The following is a 21,293-nucleotide window of genomic DNA, read 5'->3' on the forward strand; positions in this document are numbered from 1 at the left end:
GTGAGAGCGGGAGTGGGCATTCGCTATTGTCCTAGCGAATCCCCAATGCCGAATCCCGGCGGCGGTCAGCGTGCCAACGGAAAGAGACCAAACACCAACCCGCCGCCCAGCATCAACAGCGAAATCAGTACCGCCCACTTCAGCGCGAAGCGTTGATGATCGGCGAAGTCGATCTTGGCCAGACCGACCAGCAGATAGGTCGATGGCACCAGCGGACTGAGCAGATGCACCGGTTGGCCGGCGAGCGAGGCGCGGGCCATTTCCACCGGCGTGATGCCGTAGTGACCGGCGGCTTCGGACAGGATCGGCAGCACGCCGAAATAGAACGCGTCGTTGGAGATGAAGAACGTAAACGGCATGCTGACGATCGCCGTGATCACGGCCAGATACGGGCCCCAGCTGTCGGGGATGACGGCCAGGAAACTGCGCGACATCGCTTCGACCATGCCGGTGTTGGAGAGGATGCCGGTGAAGATGCCTGCGGCGAAAATCAGCGATACCACCGATAACACGTTGCCGGCGTGATTCACCAACCGGCGGCGCTGCTCGGCCAGATTCGGGTAGTTGATCATCAGCGCCAGCGCGAAGCCGATCATGAACAGCACCGGCATCGGTAGCACGCCCTTCACCAGCGCGCCCATCAAGGCCAGCGTCAGCAGCAGGTTCACCCACAGCAGCTTGGGCCGCTTCATGTCCTCGGTGTCTTCCACCCGCGGCAGGGCTTCGTTGTCTTCGGGGAGGCTGGTGTCCAGCCAGTTGCCGTCGGCCGGCAGACGTACCACGCCCAGCCGGCGACGTTCGCGCATGCCCAGATACCAGGACAGCGCAAGAATGCCGGCAATGGCCAGCACCATGGCCGGCACCAACGGCACAAACACGTCGGCCGGATCTACGTGCAACGCGGTGGCGGCGCGCGCGGTGGGGCCGCCCCAAGGGGTTAGGTTCATCACGCCGCTGGCCAGGATGGTCACGCAGGTTAGGTTGAGCGCATTCATGCCCAGGCGCTGGTACAGCGGCAACATCGCAGAGACGGTGATCATGTAGGTGGTGGAGCCGTCGCCATCGAGCGAGATCAGCAGCGCCAGGATCGCCGTGCCCATCACGATCTTCAGCGGATCGCCCTTGACCAAGGGCAGGATGCGGCCGACCAGCGGGTCGAACAGCCCGGCATCGATCATCACCCCGAAATACAGGATGGCGAACATCAGCATCACGCCGGTGGGCGCGATCTTCTTGATGCCTTCGAGCATCATCTCATTGATGCCGGTGCCGAAGCCGCCCAACAACGCGAACACGATCGGCACCGTGATCAGAGCCACCAGCGGCGACAACCGCTTGCTCATGATCAGGTACATGAAGGTGATCACCATTCCGAAACCGAGCGCGATCAGCATGCGGGCGAATCCTTTGAGGCGTACAGCAGGGGGAGAGTTTGGGCTGAGCGCTACGCAGGGTGCGCAGCGATGACGAGGCAGGTGTGCGTTTGTTAAGGCATGCACGCTACGCAGCGCAAACAAGGCGTTGCGCGCGGAGGTACCGACGTTGCGGTGTATTGCGTCAATGCGCACGAAGGACGTGCGCACGTCGATCTTTCTACTGACCGCTGCGATGCAGCTACGCATCAGAAGTCGTATTGGAAGCGGCCAGTGACCGCCTGCGTGTGATCGACCACTGCGTCGGAGAGGCGGTTGCGATTGTGACTGTCGATCAGGTTGACCATCACACGCAGGTTCGGTTTGAAATACCAGTTGCCGCCCAACGTCCACGATTGCGTGCTGGCATTGATGAAGTCCGGTTGCCCATCCTGATGCTGGCCGCCGCGCATGTAGTCGTAACGCAATGCCAGCTCGAACGCTCCGGAGGGGCGGTTGGGCGTGGCGATGCGGCTGAAGCGACCGCTCTTGCGGTCGTAACCGCGCGATTCGCCGGTGACGAACCAGCTGACCAACCCGTAGCTGGCCAGCACCTTGGCGTGCTGCGCGCCATCGTCGAGCAGGCCGCCACTGAATTCGCTCTGCCACGACCATGGGCCAAGCACTTCGGCATATTCCAGCGACCATTTGTCGAAATCGGTATCGCGTCCATCGGCGAAGCGCACCAGGGTGATGCGGCTGTTGTTGGCCAGATCGTTTTCCGGGCGCGGGCGGATCAGCAACGATGCCGCGCCCCCACTGCCGGGATGCGAATAGCGTTCGTGCGCCAGCGAGAGACCTAGGTGACGCAAGCGCGCCTCGCCCATTTCGGGTGCATAGGTCAGACGCGTACCGAGCGCCCCGCCTTTGGTTGAAGAATTGTCGATGCTTTCCAGGCTGTAGGCGGACGTGGACCAGGTTGCATCCGGGCGATTTGCCTGCCAAGAAATGGCTTTGCGGTAGATCGGTGCCAGCGTGGTCGAGGCGTAGCCACGTTCCAGAAACGGCTCGTAGTTGGAGCCGGTGCGATCATCCAACGAGAAATACTGCTTGAACTGGCCAACGGTCAATGTGCCGGCCGAAAATTTCTTGGCGATATAGACATCGCGCGCCAGGATGCCGCGGCTACCGGCTTCGTACTGCAGGCCGGCGAAATCCGCCTCAGCCTTGTAATTGAATCCGTAGAACTTGCCGGACACATCCAGCCACACGCGGCGGAACTGGGTGTCGTTGTGCTCAGGCGCACCGCGGTCATCGTTTCCGAATACGGTAAAATCCCAATGCACGCGCCCACCTATTTCGGCAGTGACCGGGCTTGCGTCATCGGCCGCATAGGCTGTTGGTGCCAGGCAGATCGCCGCGCAGGCGCCAAGGGCACGCAGACGCAAAGTGTCGTTGCTCACAAACTCTCCCAGGTGCATGTCTGAATCACGTTTAGCGATGCGCCGCACGACCGCCGCGGTGCGTTGGCAGCAGCCTATTCCCGGGAAGCTGTCATGGACCTGTCGTTGCGGGGCGGGGGATTGGGGAGTCGGGATTGGGAGTTGGTAAAATCAAACTGCAACGGCCGCAAGCTTTTATGCGCGCGCCCTGTTACCTTCCGGCCGCGACCAAGCGCTGTGACGCATCCCCAATCCCTATTCACGAACCCCAGTCCCATGCGCCTTTTGCTGGTCGAAGACAACGCCGATCTCGCCGATGCCATCGTGCGGCGCATGCGCCGTAGCGGGCATGCGGTGGATTGGCAAGCCGATGGGTTGGCGGCGGCAAGTGTGTTGCGGTATCAGAGTTTCGATTTGGTGGTGCTGGATATAGGCCTGCCCAAGCTCGATGGGTTGCGGGTGTTGGCTGGCATGCGTGAGCGGGGCGACACCACGCCGGTGTTGATGTTGACCGCACGCGATGGCATAGAAGACCGCGTGCAGGCGCTGGATGTCGGTGCGGACGACTACCTGGGCAAGCCGTTCGACTTTCGCGAGTTCGAAGCGCGGTGCCGCGTGTTGTTGCGGCGTAATCGCGGCCAGGCCAGCGAGGTGGTGCAGATCGGCGGCTTCGTCTTCGACAATGCCGCGCATACCTTGACGCTGGATGGCGTGCCGATCGAGCTCCCCAATCGCGAATATCGCCTGTTCGACATCCTGATCGGCCGGCTCGGACGAGTCGTCGGCAAGGATGAAATCGGCAACGGCCTGTTCGGCTTCGACGACGATGCCGGCCCCAATGCGATCGAGCTGTATGTCGGCCGTCTGCGGCGCAAGCTGGCCGCAGCGCCGCTGCGTATCGTCACCGTGCGCGGTGCGGGCTACAAACTGGAAGAAGCCGACCCGCATGCGCCGGTGGAGCCGGGCGCCGATGGCTGAGCCGCTGACGGTGGCACCGTCGATCCGGCGCACCTTGCTGCTGTATCTAGGCAGCTTGTCGCTGCTGGGTGCGGTGGTGCTGTTCTTTGCCGCCCGCAACTACGGCGAGCGCGCGGCCAATCGGTCCTACGATCATCTGCTGGTGTCCTCGGCCTTGTCGATCATCGACAGCGTGGCGTTGGTCGGCGGCGATTGGCAGGTGGATTTGCCATATGCCTCGCTGGATCTGCTGGGCATGGCACCGGAAGACCGCGTGTTCTATCGCGTGTTCGATGCGCAGGGCCGCACCATCACCGGCGAAGACACGCTGCCGCTGCCGCCAAGCTCGCCGCGCGACGAGCGGCCGCTGTTGTTCGATGCGCAATACAGCGGTGAGCCGGTGCGCTTTGCGGTGGTGATGCATCGGGTGGCATCGGCATCGGAGCAAGACGAGGTGCGCGTGCAGGTGGGCCAGACCCGCCGCGTACGCGATGCCGTGGCGCGCGACGTGGTGCTCAACGCGTTAGTGGCGATCGGGGTACTGTCGCTGCTGGCGCTGGCCCTGGTGTGGCTGGGTGTGTACCGCGCGTTGCGGCCATTGCAGCGCATCGAACGTGATCTGTCGCGGCGCGAACCCTCCGACCTCAAACCGCTTAATGTGCCGGCACCGCAGGAAATGCAGTTGATGGTGACTGCGCTCAACAGCTTCATGGCGCGGCTATCGTCCAGTAATGAAACCCTGCGCGCGTTCATGGCCGAGGCCGCGCACCAGATGCGTACGCCCTTGGCGGCCCTGCGTGCGCAGGCGCAGCTGGCGATGGACGATGACGACCCGCGCGAGATGCAACGCAGCCTGGTTGCGATCGAGCGCAACGCCAGCCACATGAGCCGGCTGCTCAATCAGTTGCTCAGCGATGCCAGCGTGACCCATCGCTCCAACCTGCAGCGCTTTGCCACCGTGGATCTGGCAGAACTACTGCATCAGGCCTTGCGCGAAGCACTGCCGCGGAGCGAAGGCGCACCGCGCGTGCACCTGGCGATCGACCCGCAGCCGGCGCTGCTACGTGGCGATGCCTTGCTGCTGCGCGAAGCGCTGAAAAACCTGATCGACAATGCATGCAAATACGGCGCCGTTGCACCGCTACAAGTGGCGCTCACCAGCGACGGCAACCATCACGTGCTGACCATCGCCGATCACGGCCCAGGGATTCCGGCTGCCGAAGCCGAGCGCGTGTTCGAGCGTTTCGTCCGTGGGCAGGATGCGCCGGCCGGCGGTGCCGGACTGGGGCTGGCCATCGTCAAACGTGTGGTGGAAGCACATGGCGGGCGTATCGATCTGGCCAACCGTATCGGCGGCGGCTTGATCGCGTCGCTGCATTTTCCTGGAGGACCTGCGTGATGCGGCTGATGTGGATGTTGGTCGTGCTGCTGATCCATGGCATCGCTTACGCAGAGCCCGGCCAGGTGCGCCGCTTTCCTGCACAGGGTCGCGTGCATGTGCAGTTGCGTGTACAGGGCTCCACCGATCTGGAAGTATTCGGCGCCGTCATCCAGGACTACCAGCGGCTGCATCCGGGCACCGAGGTGATCTACGAAGACGTGATTGCCTGGGATATCTACGATCACTACGTGCACCCTGCCCGAGATGCGATCAAGGCAGACATGCTGATCAGCGCCAGCATGGATCTGCAGACCAAGCTGGTGAACGATGGCCACGCGCTTGCGCATCGGTCCGCACAGACCGCAGCATTGCCGGCGTGGGCGCAATGGCGCCATGAAGTCTTCGGCATCAGTTACGAGCCGGTGGCCATCGTCTACAACACGCGCAATCTGGATGCCGCCCGCGTGCCGCGCACGCGCCGGCAATTGCTGGCGCTGTTGCGCGCCCCCGATGCGCCGCTGCGCGGCAAGGTGGGCACCTACAATGTCGAACGCAGCGGCGTGGGGTATCTGTTCGCCACCCAGGACGGTCAGGTGGGCAGCATCGCCGGTGCATTGCTGGCGGCGCTGGGCACCAACCGGGTGGCGTTGGAAGAACGCACCGGCACCTTGCTCGACCGCGTCAGCCGTGGCGAGTTGCTGCTGGCCTACAACGTGCTCGGCTCCTACGCGCAGGCCCGCATCGATGCCGGCGCGCCGCTGGGCATCGTGCAGCCCCAGGACTACACGCTGGTGGCGTTGCGTACCGCGGTGATTCCCAAGACTGCGCCACACGCGCTGGAAGCACGCAGATTTCTCGACTATCTACTCTCACCGCGCGGCCAGCAGGTGCTTTCGCGTGAGGCGCGCTTGATGCCGATCCTGCAGGCCGCCGGTGGCCGTGGTGGTTCGGCGCAGCCACCGTTCCGCCCGATTCCACTCGGCCCCGGTCTGCTGGTGTATCTGGACAAACTCAAACGCCGCCAGTTTCTGGAGGCCTGGCGCGCGAGCACGCAGCCGCCGCGCTAGGGCAAGGCAGCGGCGGCGGCCATGTGCCAGACTTGGCGCATGGCCGATCTCACCATTCTCGTCGCCGACGACCACCCGCTGTTCCGCGCTGCCGTGCTCCATGTGCTGCAGCAGACCCTGCCGCAGGCCAATGTGGTGGAAGCGTCCAGCGCCGCCACCTTGAGCGCGATGCTGCGTTCGCACCCGCAGGCCGAGTTGGTGCTGCTGGATCTGGCCATGCCCGGTGCGCGCGGTTTTTCGGCGCTGCTGCATGTGCGTGGCGAGCACCCGGACATTCCGGTGGTGGTGATCTCCTCCAACGATCATCCGCGCGTGATCCGGCGTGCGCAGCAGTTCGGCGCGGCCGGTTTCATTCCCAAATCCACCCCGGCCGAATCGATCGGCACCGCCGTGGCCAGCGTGCTCGATGGCGGCACCTGGTTCCCGCCAATGACCGCCGAGCGCTCGGAGGCGGATGCGCAACTGGCCTCCAAACTCGCTCAGCTCACGCCGCAGCAGTTTCGCGTGTTGCTGAGCCTGGCCGATGGCCTGCTCAACAAGCAGATCGCACACGAACTGGGCCTGGCCGAGAACACCGTCAAGGTGCACGTCACCGCCATCCTGAAGAAGCTCGACTGCTACAGCCGCACGCAGGCGGCAGTGCTGGTCAAGGCGCTGGAGCCGGAAGGCGAGGGCTGATCCGGCATTGAGCTACGGGATGCGGCGCATTGCGGTCTGCAGTCCGCACAACGCACAAGGGATGCAGAGATGACGGCCGCACATCAGTAAGGGTGATCAACCCCGGCGAGCAGTCCTTTTGGTAGACGCCCTAAGCCGGCGTCTGCCGAGAGAACACCATGCCGCCGTGGTGCAGTTCGTCCTGAGTGACGAAACGACCATCAGCGGTCAATCCGGTGTCGTGCCAGTACTCGATGGGAGTGCCGGTGATTTCGTAGCGGCCTTGGTCGGCGCTTTGGCGTGTGCCGCGGGCCTCGTCGTAGCGGCCGTTCGGCAGTAATGCCTGCCGGATCCGTCCGTCGCCGGTAACCCGCATGCCCAGATAGGGGTGTGCTTGCATCGGATGTCCTGGTTGCTGGGTCGCGATCATGGTGGGCGTCGTGGGCGCTTGCCCAGCTGCCGTGAACGGGCAGGCGAGCGCCGAGCCGGCGCCCAGCGCCACCGCGATGGCGGCTTGCATCGGCATGTCGCTCATGGGCGGCCCTGCGTTGCATTTGGCGATGGCCGCGCTGCAGCACGGCGTCGTAGGCGGGCAGGTCCGGGAACGCGTTGACCTCGACCGCCTTGCCATCGGCCATCCGCATGATCCATGCGTAGCGATTGCGATCACTGCCGCCATCGCGCAGCGTGGCCGTGGCTTCCCACTGCACGATGACGTGCTCGCCATCGGCCCGGATGCGTTGCTGCACCGGCCGCAGTGGCGAGGCCAGCCGCTTGGTGAGCGGCCTCACCGCGGCGTCGACCAACGCGTCGCGACCACGCAAGGTGCCGGCGCTCGGGCCTGAGCCTGCGATGGTCCACACCACGTCGGGCGACAGCAGCGTCTCGAAGATGCCGCTGCCGCCGGCCTGCCACTGCGCAAAGACCGCTTCGACGATGCGCTTGTTGCAGGCGGGCAGCGGTTGCTCTGCACAGGTGTCTGCGGATGCAGTGTCCTTTGATGTGGCGCCGACGTTGCCTGCGAACGCTGCGGCGACAAGCAGCGCTGCCGCCGCGATGGCTGAGCGTCTGGTCATGGCTGCTCGGTGGTGATCAGGCAGCGCAGCTGCACGTGATGGGTGCCGTAAATCAACTGTTGCGCCATCGGCCTGCCGATGAAACGTTCGGGAAAAATTTGCGGCACTGCGCTGGCGGCATCCAGGCGCGCGAGCTGGTCGTCGCTGAGCACGATCTCCAGCGCGTCGACGTTGTCTTCGGCCTGTTGCAACGTGCGTGCGCCCATCACCGGCGACACCACGGCCGGGTTGCGCAGGGTCCAGGCCAGCGCCACCTGCGAGCGCGATGCGCCCAGTGCGTCGGCGACCGCACCGACCACCTCGGCGATCTCCAGCGAGCGCGCATTGAGATGCCCGGTAGAGGCGATCACTCCCTTGCGGCTGCTCGACACGTCTGCCGCATCGAAGCGTTCGCGGCGGTCCCTGGTCAACGCGCCGAGAATGCGTTCGGAGCCGCCGTTGGTGGAATTCAACGCGGTGTTGATGACGTTGCCGCCGCGGTTGGCGTAGGCATCGAAGATGCGCTTGGCTTCGCCTGCGTCCGCGCCCCAGCCCCATGCTTGGCCGAAGGTCATGGTGCCCAGCGACAGCGGCCAGACGCGCAGGCCGGAGCGGCCGAGCAGGCGGTAGTGGTCCAGTGAGCGTGGCTGATGCATATGTGCTATCTCCCGCGCGTGGCGTGGTGCGTGTTGCCAGCCGGTGCCCCGGCGCGGGGAGGAAGCGTGAGCCTGGTTATCCGGCATCCTTGCCTGATCGTCCGAATGGCCGATGCAGCGCCATCGCACAGGCCGTGTCTTGTGAGGCGTGGGGTGTTGCGGCGTTACGTCCGATGCCATTCATGGCGCTTCCCCTGCGAATGCATCCAAGGCGCCCGAATGCAGTGACTCCTTCAGCGTCAGACGCAGCACCGCAGGCAAGCGTCTATGCTATGGCGCCCGCCATCGAATACTGAAGCCGCGGCACTGTGACCATCAAATTCGACCTCAACGATCTACAGGCATTCCGTGCGGTTGCCGAAAACGGCAGCTTTCGCCGCGCTGCAGAACGTATTCGCATCACGCAGCCGGCGCTCAGCCGCAGGATCGACAAGCTCGAGTCGGCGTTGAACGTCAAGCTGTTCGAGCGCACCACGCGCAAGGTCTCGCTCACCACCGTCGGCCAGGCCTTCATGCCGCAGGTCGAGCGCATGCTCGATGATCTGGACATGGCACTGATGAGCATCGGCGATGCAGGTTCCAGAAGGATGGGCACGGTGACCGTGGCGTGTGTGCCATCTGCGGCGTACTACTTCATGCCGCAGGCGATCCACGGGTTGCATCAGCTGTTTCCGAAAATCCGCATCAGTTTGCTCGATGGCAGTGCCAGTCACGTCAGTGCGGCAGTGGCCTCCGGTGAAGCGGATTTTGGCGTCAGCTTCAGCGGCAACCTGGCGCCGGAGGTGGAGTTCGAACTGTTGTTGCAAGAGCGCTATGTGATTGCCTGCCGCCAAGACCATCCCTTGTCCGGTCGCGCACAGGTCAGCTGGCAGGAGGTCTACGGGTACGACTACATCACGCTGGACAAGACATCGGGCAACCGGCTACTGCTGGATCGGGCGCTGTCTGCATTCACGCCGGACAAGCCGAGCATCTGCGAGACCCGGCATGTCACCACGTTGCTGGGATTGGTGGAGGCCGGCGTCGGTATTGCCGCCGTGCCGTCGATCGCAATGCCGTCCGGCCCGCATCCGGTGTTGGCGACGGTGCCGCTGGTCGAACCGGAGGTGTCGCGCAACGTAGGGATCCTCAAACGCCGCGGACGGACGCTGACACCGACCGCGCTGGAACTGGCGGAACTGGTGCGACGGATGCCTGCACGCTCACGGTGACGCCGGGTCCAGGCCAGTCACGCGCGCAACCGCCTGCGCATCACCCGACTGCAGGTACGCAAGCAGGCGCTTGGCCGCCTCGGGATGCTCCGCGTTGACCGGAACGCCCGCCGCATAGCGCGTGATCGACTGCAGCGGTTCGGGGATCTTGCCGACAAACTGCACGCCTGCCACCGGAAGCAGTTCGGCCACCTGCTGAAAGCCGAGCTGATAGCTGCCATCGGCCACCACCGTGGCCACCGGGATGCGCGGGATCTTCTTGCTCTTGGCCATCATCGGGCCTTCGATCCGCAACTTCTTGAACAGTGTGGTTTCGATGTAGACGCCGCTGGCGCTGTCGGAATAGGCAACCGAATCGGCGTGCAGCAACGTCTGTTTGAAGTGTTCGACGCTGTCGATCTTCGGCTTGGGGGTACCGCTGCGCACCACCATGCCGATCCTGGAATCGGCCAGTTCCACCCGCGATGCCGGGGCCACCAGGCCTGTGTCGATCAGCTTCTGCAGCGCGCTGCCGACCATGATCACCACATCGGCATGCTCACCGCGTGCGAGCCGGTTGGGAATGGCTTGTGGCGTTTCGCCCATCGAAGGGCCAAGCAACGTGGTGACCTTCACCCCGGTCTGCCTGGTGTATTGCGGCGCCAAGCGTTCGACGGCGGCCGTGAACCCACCGGAGGTCATCACGGTCAACTCCTGCGCGCTTGCCGCTATCGGCAGCAGCGCCGCCGCAACGATCGCAGCCAGCACTTTTTTCCACAGGGGCCGCATCATTTTTGCGCTTCTGCAGCAGCATCCAGGCCGGTCGCTGTCGCTGGGTTGCCTTGGCGGCGATATAAAAACAATGTCGCCGCCAGCGCGCACACCGAAGCGAAGATCAGCCAGTAACCGGGCGCCGCCTTGTCGCCCGTGACATGGATCAGCCAGGTGGAAATCACCGGCGTAAAGCCGCCAAACACCGCAGTCGCCAAGCCGTAGGCGAGCGAGAATCCTGCTACCCGCACATGCGCCGGCATCTGTTCGGTGAGTGCCGGAATCATGGCGCCGTTGTAGAGGCCATAGATGAAGGACAGCCACAGCAGCGCTTGCAACATATGCGCGAAGCTCGGTGCGGCCGCAAGAAACGCGAGCACCGGGTAGGCGGTCAGGATGCACATCACCGACATGGTCACCAGCAGCGGCTTGCGGCCGAAGCGGTCGCTGAGCGTGCCGCCGATGGGGAGCCACATGAAATTGGAGACGCCCACCAGCAGTGTCACGATCAACGCATCGCCGGTGCTGAGTTTGAGCACGGTCTTGCCGAACGTCGGTGCGTAGACGGTGATCAGATAGAACGCGGTCGTCGTCAGCGCGACCATCAAGCCGCCGGCAATCACGATGCTGGCATTGTTCGCCAGCCCACGCATCACCTGCTTCATGGTGACCGGCTGGCGGCGCTGCGCAAACTCCGCAGTCTCTTCCAGGCTTCGCCGCAGCAGGAAGATGAAAGGAATGATGACGCAACCGATGCCGAACGGAATCCGCCAACCCCATTGCGCCAGATCCTGCGGTGCCATGAGCTGATTGAGCGCAAACCCGATCGCTGCCGCAGCGACGATGGCGACCTGCTGGCTGGCCGATTGCCAACTGGCGTAGAAGCCGCGCCGACCCGGCGTCGCAATCTCAGTCAGATACACCGATACGCCGCCCATTTCGGCACCGGCCGAGAAGCCCTGCAGCAAACGGCCAAGCAGCACCAGTGCCGGTGCCCACAAGCCGATGCTCGCATAGCCTGGCACCAGCACGACCAGGACAGTGCCGCTGGCCATGATCGCCAAGGTGACGATCAAGCCTTGGCGACGCCCGACATCGTCGATGTAGGCGCCCAGGATCACCGCCCCCAGCGGCCGCATCAAAAAGCCCGCGCCAAACACAGCGAAGGTCATCATCAACGACGCGAATTCGTTGCTCGCCGGGAAGAAGGCCGCGGCAATCTGCGTTGCGTAGAACCCGAATAAAAAGAAGTCGAATTGCTCAAGGAAGTTGCCCGAGGTCACCCTCAGCACCATCCCAAGTTTCGACTGCGGTTTTCCCTCAATGCGGGAAGTCTGCATCAATCGCCCTCCACGATAGGTATGCACGTGCGTATGACATCTGAGGCGCCCGATTCTGGTCGAGATGGTCGATGTTGATAATTGCTGCTTTCTCATCGACTGATGTGGGTTGAACATTAGTTGCGCTGAGGCAGTGCTGGACGCTCACTCGCCTTGCCACCGCGGTTACCGCGCATGTGCCGACTGTGGCTCGAGTTCTTACCGGGCGTGGCGGCTGATTGGTCTACGCGATTGCGGAAGGCGCTCCATCGTTCTGACGATATGCGCATCACCCCTGATCTGTGCATGCGCTGCCGGTGTCGTTTAAGTGCGGCCAGGCATGTAGCGCGCGGGCCGCCGGGCCTACCCGCGCCGCATCAGCATCTGCGTCACCAGCGCACGCAGGGCCGGCGGGCGTACTGGTTTGGACAGCAAGCCCCAGCCCAGGTCCAGCGCGTGCTCGCGCAGGGCGGGGTCGTGTTCTGCGGTGACCAGGATCACGCGCGGTTCGCGTCGCCAGCGCTCGACCAGCTGCGGCAGCAGCATGGGGCCGTAGTGCGTGCCCATGCGCACATCCAGCAGCAGCAATTCCGGCACATCTTCCGCATTGGCAGCGCTCAATGCCTCATCCGGGCCGCCGGCAAAATCCACGCGGCATTCCCAACGTTCCAGCAGCGTGCGGGTGGCCTCGCACACCAGTGGCTCATCGTCCACGCACCACACGCGGCAGCCGTGCAGGATGGGGTCGTTGCCGTGTTCGGCCGTGCCGGCAGGCGGCGGCAACTGCCGCGCGATTGCGGCGCGTTCGCCCAGCGGCACGGTCACCGAAAACACGCTGCCACTGCCCAGCGTGGAACGCAGACCGATGGGATGGCCGAGCAGACGGCCGATGCGCTCGACGATGGCCAGGCCCAGTCCCGCGCCGCGATCGTTGGCCACACCGTCATCCAGGCGACGGAATTCTTCGAAGATTTCGTGCTGCAAGGCGTCGGGAATGCCGGGGCCCTGGTCGTGCACCTCGATGCGCAGCCAGCCGCCGCGGCGACGGCAGCCGATCAGCACGCGTCCGCGCGGCGTGTAACGGATGGCGTTGGAGAGAAAGTTCTGCAGGATGCGGCGCAGCAGGTTTTCATCGCTCAATATCACTGCCGACGTAGGTACCGATTCCAGCACCAGCCCGCGGTCTTCGGCCAGAATGCCGAACTCGCGCGCCAAGGTCTCCAGCAAGGGCGCCAGCGCAAAGTCGCGCACCTGGGTCTTCAGGCTGCCCGCTTCCAGGCGCGAGATGTCGAGCAAACTGTTGAGGATGGCGTCCTGTGCCGCCAGCGCACCGTCGATGTTGTCGACCACGCGCGCGCTGCCGGCGTCATGCACTTGCCCACGCAACACCGAGACGAACATGCGTGCAGCATTGAGCGGCTGCAGCAGGTCGTGCACCGCCGAGGCGACGAAGCGGGTCTTGTAGCGGTTGGCGCTTTCGGCCTCGCGCTTGGCCTCCGCCAGATCGCGGGTACGCTCGGCCACGCGGTGTTCCAGTGCGTCCGCCAGCGAGCGCAGTTCGCGTGCGGCATTCTTGTAGCTGGTGATGTCGGCGTAACTGGTGACAAAACCACCATCGGGCAGCGGGTTGCCGCGAATTTCCAGCACCGTGCCATCTTCTTTCTCGCTCTCGCGCATATGCGGCTTGCCGCTGCGCAAGTGATTCAGGCGCCGCTCGATCGCCGCTTCGATCGGTCCCGGCCCCAGCAAGCCGCGGCGTGCATTGAAGCGGAACAGGTCTTCGATCGGGCGGCCGATCTTGAGCAGTTCCTGTGGGAAACGGAACAGCTCCACATAGCGCGAATTCCACGCTACCAGGTTGAGCGCCTCGTCGATCACCACCACGCCTTGCGGCAGATGTTCCAGGCTGCGGCTCAGACCGGCATTGGCCTGCTGGGCGGCAGTGACCACGCCGTCCTGCGCGGTGCGCAGTTCTTCGGCGTGTTGCTGCAACAGGGTTTCCAGTTCGTGCCGGCTACGCTGGCGCAACGCCGACAGCCGCCGCTGTTGCTGCACGAACAACCACAGCACGGCCAGCGCCAGCCATGCGCCGGCGGCGGCGATTGCGGCGGCGCGGCCGGCAGCGGCACTGACGCGGGTGTCGTGTAGTAGATGCAGGCGCCAGCCGCTTTCGGGCACTTCCAGGGTCTGCCACAGCACCTGCGCGCCGAGCGGCGGGTCGCGGATGTCGGCCAGCACACCCCCGTCGCCGGTCTGCTCGATCAGCCGGCGCCGCAGCGGCCGCAATTCCTGATCGGCGTACTGGCGCGTGCTTTGCAGTTCGCGGCGATCACGGTCGCTGAGCGGGGCCAGCACGCGGTAGCGCCATTCCGACCGGCTGGCCAGAAACACCACATCGTGTGCGTCCGACGCCAGCACGATATCCGGTGTCTGCAGCCACTCGCGTTCCAGGGCGGCCAGCGCGATTTTGATCACCACCACGCCCTGCACCTGGCCGGCGCCTCCCACAATGGCCTGCGACAGGAAATAGCCTGGCTCGCTGGTGGTCATGCCGATGCCGTAGAAGCTGCCGCTGCCGGTGGCCAGCGCCTGCTGGTAATACGGACGGAAGGCGTAATCCACGCCGACGTTGCTGCGCGGCGCCCGCCAGTTGCTGGCCGCCAGTGCCACGCCGTCGCGGTTGATCAAGGTCAGCGTGGACGATTGGGTAACGTTATTGGCGCGTTCGAGTTTGCGATTGAGCGCATCCACCTGTGCCGGCGACAGTGGGCCGGAGACGGCTGCGCGTAGCTCCGGGTCCAGCGCCAGAATCTGCGGCAGCGTGCGATGGCGGTCGATACGCTGCTGCAGCGCCTGCGCGTAGAGCCGCAGCTGGCGGCGCACGGTGGCACTTTCATCGTGCAGCGCGTTTTGTTCGACGAAGTGCCCGGCCGCGACCATGGCCACCACCATCCCGCCCAGCACGATGGACAGGGTGAGCAGCAGACGGCGGCGTTGCGATGCGTACATGGGCGCAAGTATGGCGGTCTGGCGGCGGATCGCGCAGCCATCAACCGAGAGCGGCTAACAAAACAACTTTGCTCATCGCCGATGGGCCGGCCGGTGCTCGGCGCCGCATGGGTCACTTGGACACTGCGGTGCTGCGCGCGCGGTCCACACCGCCTGACGGCTGCTCGCGACGTTGTGTTGGTCGCTCTCATCGCACGTTGGGCAAGCGCCCAAACGACAACGGCCGCATCCGTGAAGGATGCGGCCGTGTCGAACGCCTAGTGCGGTGCTGCAGTTGGCGCCGGACCGAATCGCCGGTGCGCTGCAGTGCCTCGGTGCTGCTTAGAACTGCACCTGCGCACGCAGTTCCATCACGTGCGGGGTTGCATGCACGCCATTGCGCGAGGCATCCACCCAGCTGTAGTTGGCCTGGAACTTGAAGTGGCTGGTGAGGTACCAGTTGGCGCCGATGGTGGTGTCGTGCTGACGGCCGCCGTGGACGTTGTTGTCTTCCAGGTTCAGGCGGCTGTAACGGGCGGTCAGTTCGACCGCGCCGTAGTCGTGCATCGGCTTGATGTTGCCGGGGACGCCGCCTGCATAGCTGCGCGACTCGCCGGTCAGCGTCCAGGTGCCGTAGATGTACTGGCCCTGGGCGATGAAGTTCGGCTTGTTCTCGTTGCGCGCCACTTCGGCACGCAGCGCTTCGCTCTGCAGCGAGAACGGGCCATGGATCCAGACCGCTTCCAGGCCGGTGCGGATCACGTGGTCCACATCGAGAATGGTGCTGGTGTCGATCAGACGCACGTCGGTCAGGCCGGCTTCCGGGCGTGCACGCAGGCGCACGCGTGGGCTGAACGACACGCCGCGGCCGTCGCTGTAGCCGCGGGGGGTTTCGATCGAGCCGGCGATGCCCAGGTGCAGTACGTCCCCTTCGGCCTTGAACGGGGTCCATGCCACGTGCACGGCCTGGGTGGTGCCCGGGTTGTCGCCCTGCAGATCCTTGCCGCCGTATGCGCCGGCCTGCAGCAGGTACTGCTGGCGTTCCAGCGTCCATTCCGCGCCGGTACGGCGGCCCTCAAACACGGCCTGGATCGGCAGGCCCAGTTCCATGAAGCTGCCCGCACGCGAGCTCTGCACCGCTTCCAGACCCACCGGCACCTTCATGTAGCCCAGGCGTACGCGGCCGTAATCCTGGCCGAACAGGGCTTTGGTCTCGAACCGGTAGAACACGTCCAGCCACAGCTTGGACTTGAAATCGTAGGACACCATGGCGTCGTAGACGCCCTTCTTCTTGATGGTGGCGCCGAATTCCTTGCGGCGGAAGTCGTTGCGGTCTTCCAGGCGGTCGTCGCCGGAGAAGTTGTTGTCGTCGTAGACGTAGTTGCCGGTCAGACCCAGCTCGGTGCCATCACCAAAGGTGTACTTGGTCGGCCAGTTTTCGATCGAGGTGGCTGCGTTGGCAGCGGCGGGAACGATGGCAGCAGCCACCGCGAGGACAAATAGATTGAGGCGCATAGGTATGGTCTTCGGCAGTGAAAAGGGGCCGGGCGTCCTGCCATGGCGGTCGCAATGAATGTCTTCAGCAGGCGCGCAGGGTCCGGACGACGGCAGCACAGAAACGGTGATGGTGGCTGCGTTAAACGGAATTAACGGCCGGCGGCCGCGCGGCTGAAGTGTAAGCCGACGTTCAGCTGCTGGATATGGGGTAGTACCAATGGGCTATCGGCCAGGGCTGTGACGTACGGCCAGAATGCGTGCAACGGGTACCTGCTCAGGCACCCCCTCTCGTCCCTCGGAGTGGTGTCATGCACATCAGCAAACCTGCCGGCCCCCTGCCGGCATCTGTCCCCTTCTATCGCCAGCTGTATTTCCAGGTGGTGGTGGCGATCATCCTGGGTGCCCTGCTGGGCCGTTTCGAACCCGCCTTTGCCGAAAGCCTCAAGCCGCTGGGCGACGCCTTCATCAAGCTGGTGAAGATGATCATCGCCCCGGTGATCTTCCTGACCATCGTGACCGGCATCGCCGGCATGACCCACCTAAAAACGGTGGGCCGGGTGTTCGGCAAGGCGATGGTCTACTTTCTGTTCTTCTCCACCTTGGCCCTGGTGGTCGGTCTGGTCGTTGCCCATGTGGTGCAGCCCGGCGCCGGCATGAACATCAACCCGGCCGATCTGGATCAGAGCGCGGTCAAGAGCTATGTCGAGAAGTCGCACGACCTGACCCTGGTCGGCTTCCTGATGGACATCATCCCCAACTCGCTGATCGGCGCCTTCACCGGCGACCAGGTGGTCAACGGCAAGCTGACCGGGCCGAACATCTTGCAGGTGCTGTTCGTGGCGGTGCTGTTCGGTGTGTCGCTGGCGTTGGTGGGCGAGCGCGGCAAGCCGGTGCTGAACCTGCTGGAAGCGCTGATCGCCCCGGTGTTCAAGCTGGTGCACATCCTGATGCGTGCTGCGCCGATCGGTGCCTTCGGTGCGATCGCCTTCACCATCGGCAAGTACGGCGTCGAGTCGTTGGTCAATCTGGCCTGGCTGGTGGGGTCGTTTTACCTGACCTCCTTGTTGTTCGTGCTGGTGATCCTGGGGGTGGTGTGTCGGCTGTGCGGGTTTTCGGTACTCAAGCTGATTCGCTATCTGAAAGCCGAACTGCTGCTGGTGCTGGGCACGTCCTCGTCGGAGTCGGCATTGCCGTCGCTGATGGAAAAGATGGAAAAGGCCGGTTGCGAGAAGTCGGTGGTGGGCCTGGTGGTGCCGACCGGGTACTCGTTCAATCTGGACGGCACCAACATCTATATGACGCTGGCGGCGCTGTTCATCGCCCAGGCGACCAATACCGAGCTGACCCTGGGCCACCAGATCGCACTGCTGGCCGTGGCAATGCTCAGCTCCAAGGGCGCAGCCGGCGTCACCGGTGCGGGCTTCATCACCCTGGCCGCCACGCTGGCGGTGGTGCCTGAGGTGCCAGTGGCCGGCATGGCGCTGATCCTGGGCGTGGACCGTTTCATGAGCGAATGCCGCTCGTTGACCAACTTCATCGGCAATGCGGTGGCCACCGTGGTGGTGTCGCGCTGGGAAAATGCATTGGACCGCGACCGCCTCACGCTGGTCCTGGACGGCGGCGAACCGCCGCTGCTGGCCCCGGTCGGCGAGCCCGGCGTGGCGCCTGCCGCCCTGCGTTGATGCTTCCTGCGGCCCTGTCTTCCGTCGGTATTGCCGGCGGGATGCAGGGCCGTTTTCGCGTTGAGCCACACTCCGCGCCGCGCACGCCGCGTTGCAGCATGCGATCTCCCTGCCGCGCTGACAGCTGCGCGACAGGCCCTTGTTCAGGCAGGAGGGTAGAATTCAGTTCTCCTGCGCCTTCGAGACACACACAGCCGATGTCCACCGACGACTTCAAACAGGCCGCCCTCGACTATCACCGCCAGCAGCCGGCGGGCAAGATCAAGGTCACCGCGACCAAGCCGATGCTGACCCAGCGCGATCTGTCGCTGGCGTATTCGCCGGGCGTGGCCTTCGCCTGCGAGGCCATCGTCGACGATGCCACCCAGGCCAGCGAGCTCACCGCGCGCGGCAATCTGGTGGCGGTCATCACCAACGGCACCGCGGTGCTGGGCCTGGGCAACATCGGTCCGCTGGCCTCCAAGCCGGTGATGGAAGGCAAGGGCGTGCTGTTCCAGAAGTTCGCCGGCATCGACGTGTTCGATATCGAAATCAGCGAGAACGACCCGGACAAGCTGGTCGATATCATCGCCAGCCTGGAGCCCACCTTCGGCGGCATCAATCTGGAAGACATCAAGGCGCCTGAGTGCTTCATCGTCGAGCGCAAGCTGCGCGAGCGCATGAACATCCCGGTGTTCCATGACGACCAGCACGGCACCGCGATCATCGTCGGCGCTGCCGTGCTCAACGCGCTGGTGGTCACTGGCAAGAAGATCGAGGAGGTCAAGCTGGCCACCACCGGCATGGGCGCGGCGGGCATTTCCTGCGTCAACATGCTGGTCTCGCTGGGCCTGAAGCCGGAGAACATCCTGGCGCTGGACCGTGACGGCGTGATCCACACCGGCCGCACCGACCTGGACCCGGACAAGCAGCGCTATGCGCGCGACACCGACAAGCGCACCCTGGCCGAGATCGTCGAAGGCGCGGATATCTTCCTGGGCCTGTCGGCGGCCGGCATCCTCAAGCCGGAGATGGTCGCCAGCATGGCGCGCCAGCCGGTGATCTTCGCGCTGGCCAATCCCAACCCGGAAATCACCCCGGAAGCGGCCAAGGCGGTGCGCCCGGATTGCATCATCGGCACCGGCCGTTCGGACTATCCGAACCAGATCAACAACGTGCTGTGCTTCCCGTATCTGTTCCGTGGCGCGCTGGACGTGGGCGCCACCGGCATCAATGAGGAAATGAAGATCGCCTGCGTCAAGGCGATCGCCGCGATGGCGCGGCGCGAGGCCTCCGACCTGGGCGCAGCCTACGGCGGCGAGACCCCGAGCTTCGGCCCGGAATACCTGATTCCGCGTCCGCTCGACCCGCGTCTGCTGGTGGAGTTGTCGTCTGCGGTTGCGCAGGCGGCGATGGATTCGGGCGTGGCCACGCGCCCGATCACCGACATGGAGGCCTACCGCGACAAGCTCGGCCAGTTCGTCTACCGCACCAGCCTGATGATGAAGCCGGTCTACGACCGTGCGCGCGCCGACAAGCAGCGCGTGGTGTATGCCGAAGGCGAAGAAGAAGTGGTGCTGCGCGCGGTGCAGAACGTGGTCGACGAAGGCCTGGCCTTCCCGATCCTGATCGGCCGCCCTGACGTCATCGAAGCGCGTATCGAGCGCATGGGCCTGCGCCTGACCGCCGGCGTGGACTTCGAGATCACCAACATCCTCGACGACCCCCGCTTCAACGATTACTGGCAGTACTACCACGCGCTCACCGAGCGCCGCGGCGTGACCGTCACCGCGGCCAAGGAACTGATGCGCTCGCGTCCGACCCTGATCGCGGCGGTCATGGTGGCGCGCGGCGAAGCCGACGCGATGCTGTCCGGCGTGGTCGGCCGCTTCCACAAGAAGCTGGGCTATGCGCGCAGCGTGATTCCGCTGGAACCGCGGGTGAGTTCCACCTCGGCGATGACCGGCGTGATCAACCAGCTCGGCGTGTTCTTCTTCCTGGACACGCACGTGCAGGAAGACCCCACCGTGGAGCAGGTGGTGGAAGCCACGTTGCAGGCCGCGTATCGCCTCAAGCTGTTCGGCATCGAGCCCAATATCGCGTTGCTGTCGCATTCCAACTTCGGCAGCCACGACTCGCGCGATGCGCTGAAGATGCGCCAGGTGCGCGAAGCACTGCTCAAGCGCAAGCCCGAGCTCAACATCGACGGCGAAATGCAGGGCGATACCGCCTGGGACGAAGCGCTGCGCAAGCAGATCATGCCCAACAGCACCTTGAAGGGTCGCGCCAACCTGTTCGTGCTGCCGAACCTGGAAGCGGCCAACATCGCCTACAACCTGGTGCGCGTGTTCACCGATGGCGTGGCGATCGGCCCGATCCTGATGGGCATCTCCAAGCCGGTGCATATCCTCACCACCAGCGCCACCTCGCGCCGGGTGATGAACATGACCGCGATTGCCGCAGTGGATGCACAGATCCGCAAGCTGCTGGAAGCCGAGAAGGGCGGGGCAGACAAGAGCAACGACTGAGGGGCTTGGCGGCACGGTAGCGCCGTCGGATGCTGTGCCCTCTCGCTCAGCGGGAGGGCGGCGGATTCATCGGCGCCAGGTGTTCGGCCGTTTGAGCCTGTTGTCTTCCGTCGATGGCCCGTCCGCTGTGCGCCATTGCCCAGCGGGACATGTCGCCAGCGAGCGTTCGCCGCGCTCAGGGTTTCTCGGGCCTGGGACCCAGCAGCTCGATCTCGGCCCACTGCGTGCGCGTCGGCGTCTGCAAGCGCAGGCGATATTCGCGATGGACACTGGGCGTGGCGATGAGGAATGGGCGCGTCTGCAGCGGCCAGCAAGACATCAAAGCGCCCAGCGGATGCAATTATTGACAAGCTTTCAAACTTGTGGACAGAGCTGGCGAATCGAAAATGGACGCCTCAGTGGCGATCAATCATAGCCCTACCCCCTTCCTCTGTCTGCGACGCGTAATGCGAGGGGGTTTTAGGTGCGAATTCAACTCTGATTCGCAACGCTGTTGAGGACCTCTTCGGAGAAGACTTCGAGGGGCGTTTTGAATCCAAGTATCTTGCGCGGACGATTTTAGAGGGCCGACTCAAGTTCCAAGTGCAACACTTTTCTCCACTGCAGACCCGCGTTTTCTGTCAAAACACTGGCTCACGTAACTTTTGCACAATCAATGGCCCGACGTCCCCCCAAGTTTGAGTAGCACCTCCGTTTGGAGTCCAATTCCCTACCCCGAGGAGATTGGACGTGAAGAAGCGCTTTTCCGAAGAGCAGATCATCGGCTTCCTGC

The 21,293-nt window shown here is 64.3% G+C and carries 15 protein-coding genes, 1 other RNA gene and 2 pseudogenes; 8 read left to right on the forward strand and 10 right to left on the reverse strand.

What is annotated here, in order from left to right:
• Nucleotides 1-65 precede the first annotated feature (65 nt).
• Nucleotides 66-1,394, reverse strand: a complete 1,329-nt coding sequence (locus WJW29_RS16510) for a CitMHS family transporter (protein ID WP_011257945.1) — start codon at nucleotides 1,392-1,394, stop codon at nucleotides 66-68.
• A 227-nt stretch (nucleotides 1,395-1,621) separates the two neighbouring features.
• A complete protein-coding gene (locus tag WJW29_RS16515; RefSeq protein ID WP_011407767.1) occupies nucleotides 1,622-2,815 on the reverse strand; it encodes an OprO/OprP family phosphate-selective porin in 1,194 nt (397 codons plus the stop codon).
• A gap of 255 nt (nucleotides 2,816-3,070) precedes the next feature.
• On the opposite strand from WJW29_RS16515, the gene WJW29_RS16520 reads away from it, so the two are divergent.
• From WJW29_RS16520 to WJW29_RS16535, 4 genes are read left to right on the forward strand one after another with little or no spacing between them, the layout of a single operon-like run.
• Nucleotides 3,071-3,772, forward strand: coding sequence for a response regulator (locus WJW29_RS16520; RefSeq protein ID WP_011407768.1), 702 nt, complete (start codon nucleotides 3,071-3,073; stop codon nucleotides 3,770-3,772).
• Nucleotides 3,765-5,150, forward strand: a complete 1,386-nt coding sequence (locus tag WJW29_RS16525) for a sensor histidine kinase (protein ID WP_011407769.1) — start codon at nucleotides 3,765-3,767, stop codon at nucleotides 5,148-5,150. Before WJW29_RS16520 ends, WJW29_RS16525 begins: the two co-directional genes overlap by 8 nt.
• Nucleotides 5,150-6,199 carry an ABC transporter substrate-binding protein gene (locus WJW29_RS16530; protein ID WP_011407770.1) on the forward strand — a complete coding sequence of 350 codons (1,050 nt, stop codon included), beginning with the start codon at nucleotides 5,150-5,152 and terminating at the stop codon, nucleotides 6,197-6,199. The genes WJW29_RS16525 and WJW29_RS16530 overlap by 1 nt, the downstream gene beginning before the upstream one ends.
• 39 nt (nucleotides 6,200-6,238) lie before the next feature.
• Nucleotides 6,239-6,877 carry a response regulator transcription factor gene (locus tag WJW29_RS16535; protein ID WP_011257949.1) on the forward strand — a complete coding sequence of 213 codons (639 nt, stop codon included), beginning with the start codon at nucleotides 6,239-6,241 and terminating at the stop codon, nucleotides 6,875-6,877.
• Between the two features lie 130 nt (nucleotides 6,878-7,007).
• On the opposite strand, the gene WJW29_RS16540 is transcribed toward WJW29_RS16535, so the two are convergent.
• The 3 genes and pseudogenes from WJW29_RS16540 to WJW29_RS16550 all read right to left on the reverse strand — a co-directional run bounded on the left by WJW29_RS16540 (nucleotide 7,008) and on the right by WJW29_RS16550 (nucleotide 8,567).
• A complete protein-coding gene (locus WJW29_RS16540) occupies nucleotides 7,008-7,376 on the reverse strand; it encodes an Atu4866 domain-containing protein (RefSeq protein ID WP_041182382.1) in 369 nt (122 codons plus the stop codon).
• Nucleotides 7,377-7,392: 16 nt separating this feature from the next.
• Nucleotides 7,393-7,932: pseudogene (locus tag WJW29_RS16545) on the reverse strand (nuclear transport factor 2 family protein); the annotation flags it as partial.
• Nucleotides 7,929-8,567, reverse strand: a complete 639-nt coding sequence (locus WJW29_RS16550; RefSeq protein WP_011407771.1) for an aldo/keto reductase — start codon at nucleotides 8,565-8,567, stop codon at nucleotides 7,929-7,931. The pseudogene WJW29_RS16545 and the gene WJW29_RS16550, both read right to left, overlap by 4 nt.
• A gap of 308 nt (nucleotides 8,568-8,875) precedes the next feature.
• Here WJW29_RS16550 and WJW29_RS16555 point away from each other — a divergent pair, with 308 nt between their 5' ends.
• The gene (locus tag WJW29_RS16555) at nucleotides 8,876-9,778 is read left to right on the forward strand and encodes a LysR family transcriptional regulator (protein WP_011257953.1); all 903 of its coding nucleotides are present in this window, start codon (nucleotides 8,876-8,878) and stop codon (nucleotides 9,776-9,778) included.
• Here the strand turns inward: WJW29_RS16555 and WJW29_RS16560 are convergent.
• The 3 genes from WJW29_RS16560 to WJW29_RS16570 form a co-directional block, all read right to left on the reverse strand.
• The gene (locus WJW29_RS16560; protein WP_011257955.1) at nucleotides 9,770-10,549 is read right to left on the reverse strand and encodes a substrate-binding domain-containing protein; all 780 of its coding nucleotides are present in this window, start codon (nucleotides 10,547-10,549) and stop codon (nucleotides 9,770-9,772) included. The two genes, WJW29_RS16555 and WJW29_RS16560, sit on opposite strands and share 9 nt — an antisense overlap.
• On the reverse strand, nucleotides 10,546-11,895 hold the full coding sequence (locus WJW29_RS16565; protein ID WP_011407772.1) for an MFS transporter: 1,350 nt from the start codon (nucleotides 11,893-11,895) through the stop codon (nucleotides 10,546-10,548). The genes WJW29_RS16560 and WJW29_RS16565 overlap by 4 nt, the downstream gene beginning before the upstream one ends.
• 315 nt (nucleotides 11,896-12,210) lie before the next feature.
• The gene (locus WJW29_RS16570; RefSeq protein ID WP_011257957.1) at nucleotides 12,211-14,856 is read right to left on the reverse strand and encodes a PAS-domain containing protein; all 2,646 of its coding nucleotides are present in this window, start codon (nucleotides 14,854-14,856) and stop codon (nucleotides 12,211-12,213) included.
• A 107-nt stretch (nucleotides 14,857-14,963) separates the two neighbouring features.
• Here WJW29_RS16570 and WJW29_RS16575 point away from each other — a divergent pair.
• A non-coding RNA gene (locus WJW29_RS16575) (sX9 sRNA) lies at nucleotides 14,964-15,039 on the forward strand.
• A gap of 138 nt (nucleotides 15,040-15,177) precedes the next feature.
• Here the strand turns inward: WJW29_RS16575 and WJW29_RS16580 are convergent.
• A complete protein-coding gene (locus WJW29_RS16580; protein ID WP_011407774.1) occupies nucleotides 15,178-16,350 on the reverse strand; it encodes a porin in 1,173 nt (390 codons plus the stop codon).
• A 290-nt stretch (nucleotides 16,351-16,640) separates the two neighbouring features.
• Here WJW29_RS16580 and WJW29_RS16585 point away from each other — a divergent pair, with 290 nt between their 5' ends.
• Nucleotides 16,641-18,014, forward strand: a complete 1,374-nt coding sequence (locus WJW29_RS16585) for a dicarboxylate/amino acid:cation symporter (RefSeq protein WP_011407775.1) — start codon at nucleotides 16,641-16,643, stop codon at nucleotides 18,012-18,014.
• A gap of 197 nt (nucleotides 18,015-18,211) precedes the next feature.
• The gene (locus WJW29_RS16590) at nucleotides 18,212-20,521 is read left to right on the forward strand and encodes an NADP-dependent malic enzyme (protein WP_011257960.1); all 2,310 of its coding nucleotides are present in this window, start codon (nucleotides 18,212-18,214) and stop codon (nucleotides 20,519-20,521) included.
• A 471-nt stretch (nucleotides 20,522-20,992) separates the two neighbouring features.
• Here WJW29_RS16590 and WJW29_RS16595 read toward each other — a convergent pair.
• Nucleotides 20,993-21,097 (reverse strand): annotated as a pseudogene (locus WJW29_RS16595) (IS30 family transposase); the annotation flags it as partial.
• Nucleotides 21,098-21,293 lie beyond the last annotated feature (196 nt).

This window comes from Xanthomonas sp. JL1 (genome assembly GCF_038405005.1).

What these genes read in the sequence shown, in the direction of transcription:
- WJW29_RS16510 (WP_011257945.1), bottom strand. Translation starts at nt 1,394, where the DNA reads ATGCTGATCGCGCTCGGTTTCGGAATGGTGATCACCTTCATGTACCTG.
- WJW29_RS16520 (WP_011407768.1), top strand. Translation starts at nt 3,071, where the DNA reads ATGCGCCTTTTGCTGGTCGAAGACAACGCCGATCTCGCCGATGCCATC.
- WJW29_RS16525 (WP_011407769.1), top strand. Translation starts at nt 3,765, where the DNA reads ATGGCTGAGCCGCTGACGGTGGCACCGTCGATCCGGCGCACCTTGCTG.
- WJW29_RS16530 (WP_011407770.1), top strand. Translation starts at nt 5,150, where the DNA reads ATGCGGCTGATGTGGATGTTGGTCGTGCTGCTGATCCATGGCATCGCT.
- WJW29_RS16535 (WP_011257949.1), top strand. Translation starts at nt 6,239, where the DNA reads ATGGCCGATCTCACCATTCTCGTCGCCGACGACCACCCGCTGTTCCGC.
- WJW29_RS16540 (WP_041182382.1), bottom strand. Translation starts at nt 7,376, where the DNA reads ATGCAAGCCGCCATCGCGGTGGCGCTGGGCGCCGGCTCGGCGCTCGCC.
- WJW29_RS16550 (WP_011407771.1), bottom strand. Translation starts at nt 8,567, where the DNA reads ATGCATCAGCCACGCTCACTGGACCACTACCGCCTGCTCGGCCGCTCC.
- WJW29_RS16560 (WP_011257955.1), bottom strand. Translation starts at nt 10,549, where the DNA reads ATGATGCGGCCCCTGTGGAAAAAAGTGCTGGCTGCGATCGTTGCGGCG.
- WJW29_RS16570 (WP_011257957.1), bottom strand. Translation starts at nt 14,856, where the DNA reads ATGTACGCATCGCAACGCCGCCGTCTGCTGCTCACCCTGTCCATCGTG.
- WJW29_RS16580 (WP_011407774.1), bottom strand. Translation starts at nt 16,350, where the DNA reads ATGCGCCTCAATCTATTTGTCCTCGCGGTGGCTGCTGCCATCGTTCCC.
- WJW29_RS16585 (WP_011407775.1), top strand. Translation starts at nt 16,641, where the DNA reads ATGCACATCAGCAAACCTGCCGGCCCCCTGCCGGCATCTGTCCCCTTC.
- WJW29_RS16590 (WP_011257960.1), top strand. Translation starts at nt 18,212, where the DNA reads ATGTCCACCGACGACTTCAAACAGGCCGCCCTCGACTATCACCGCCAG.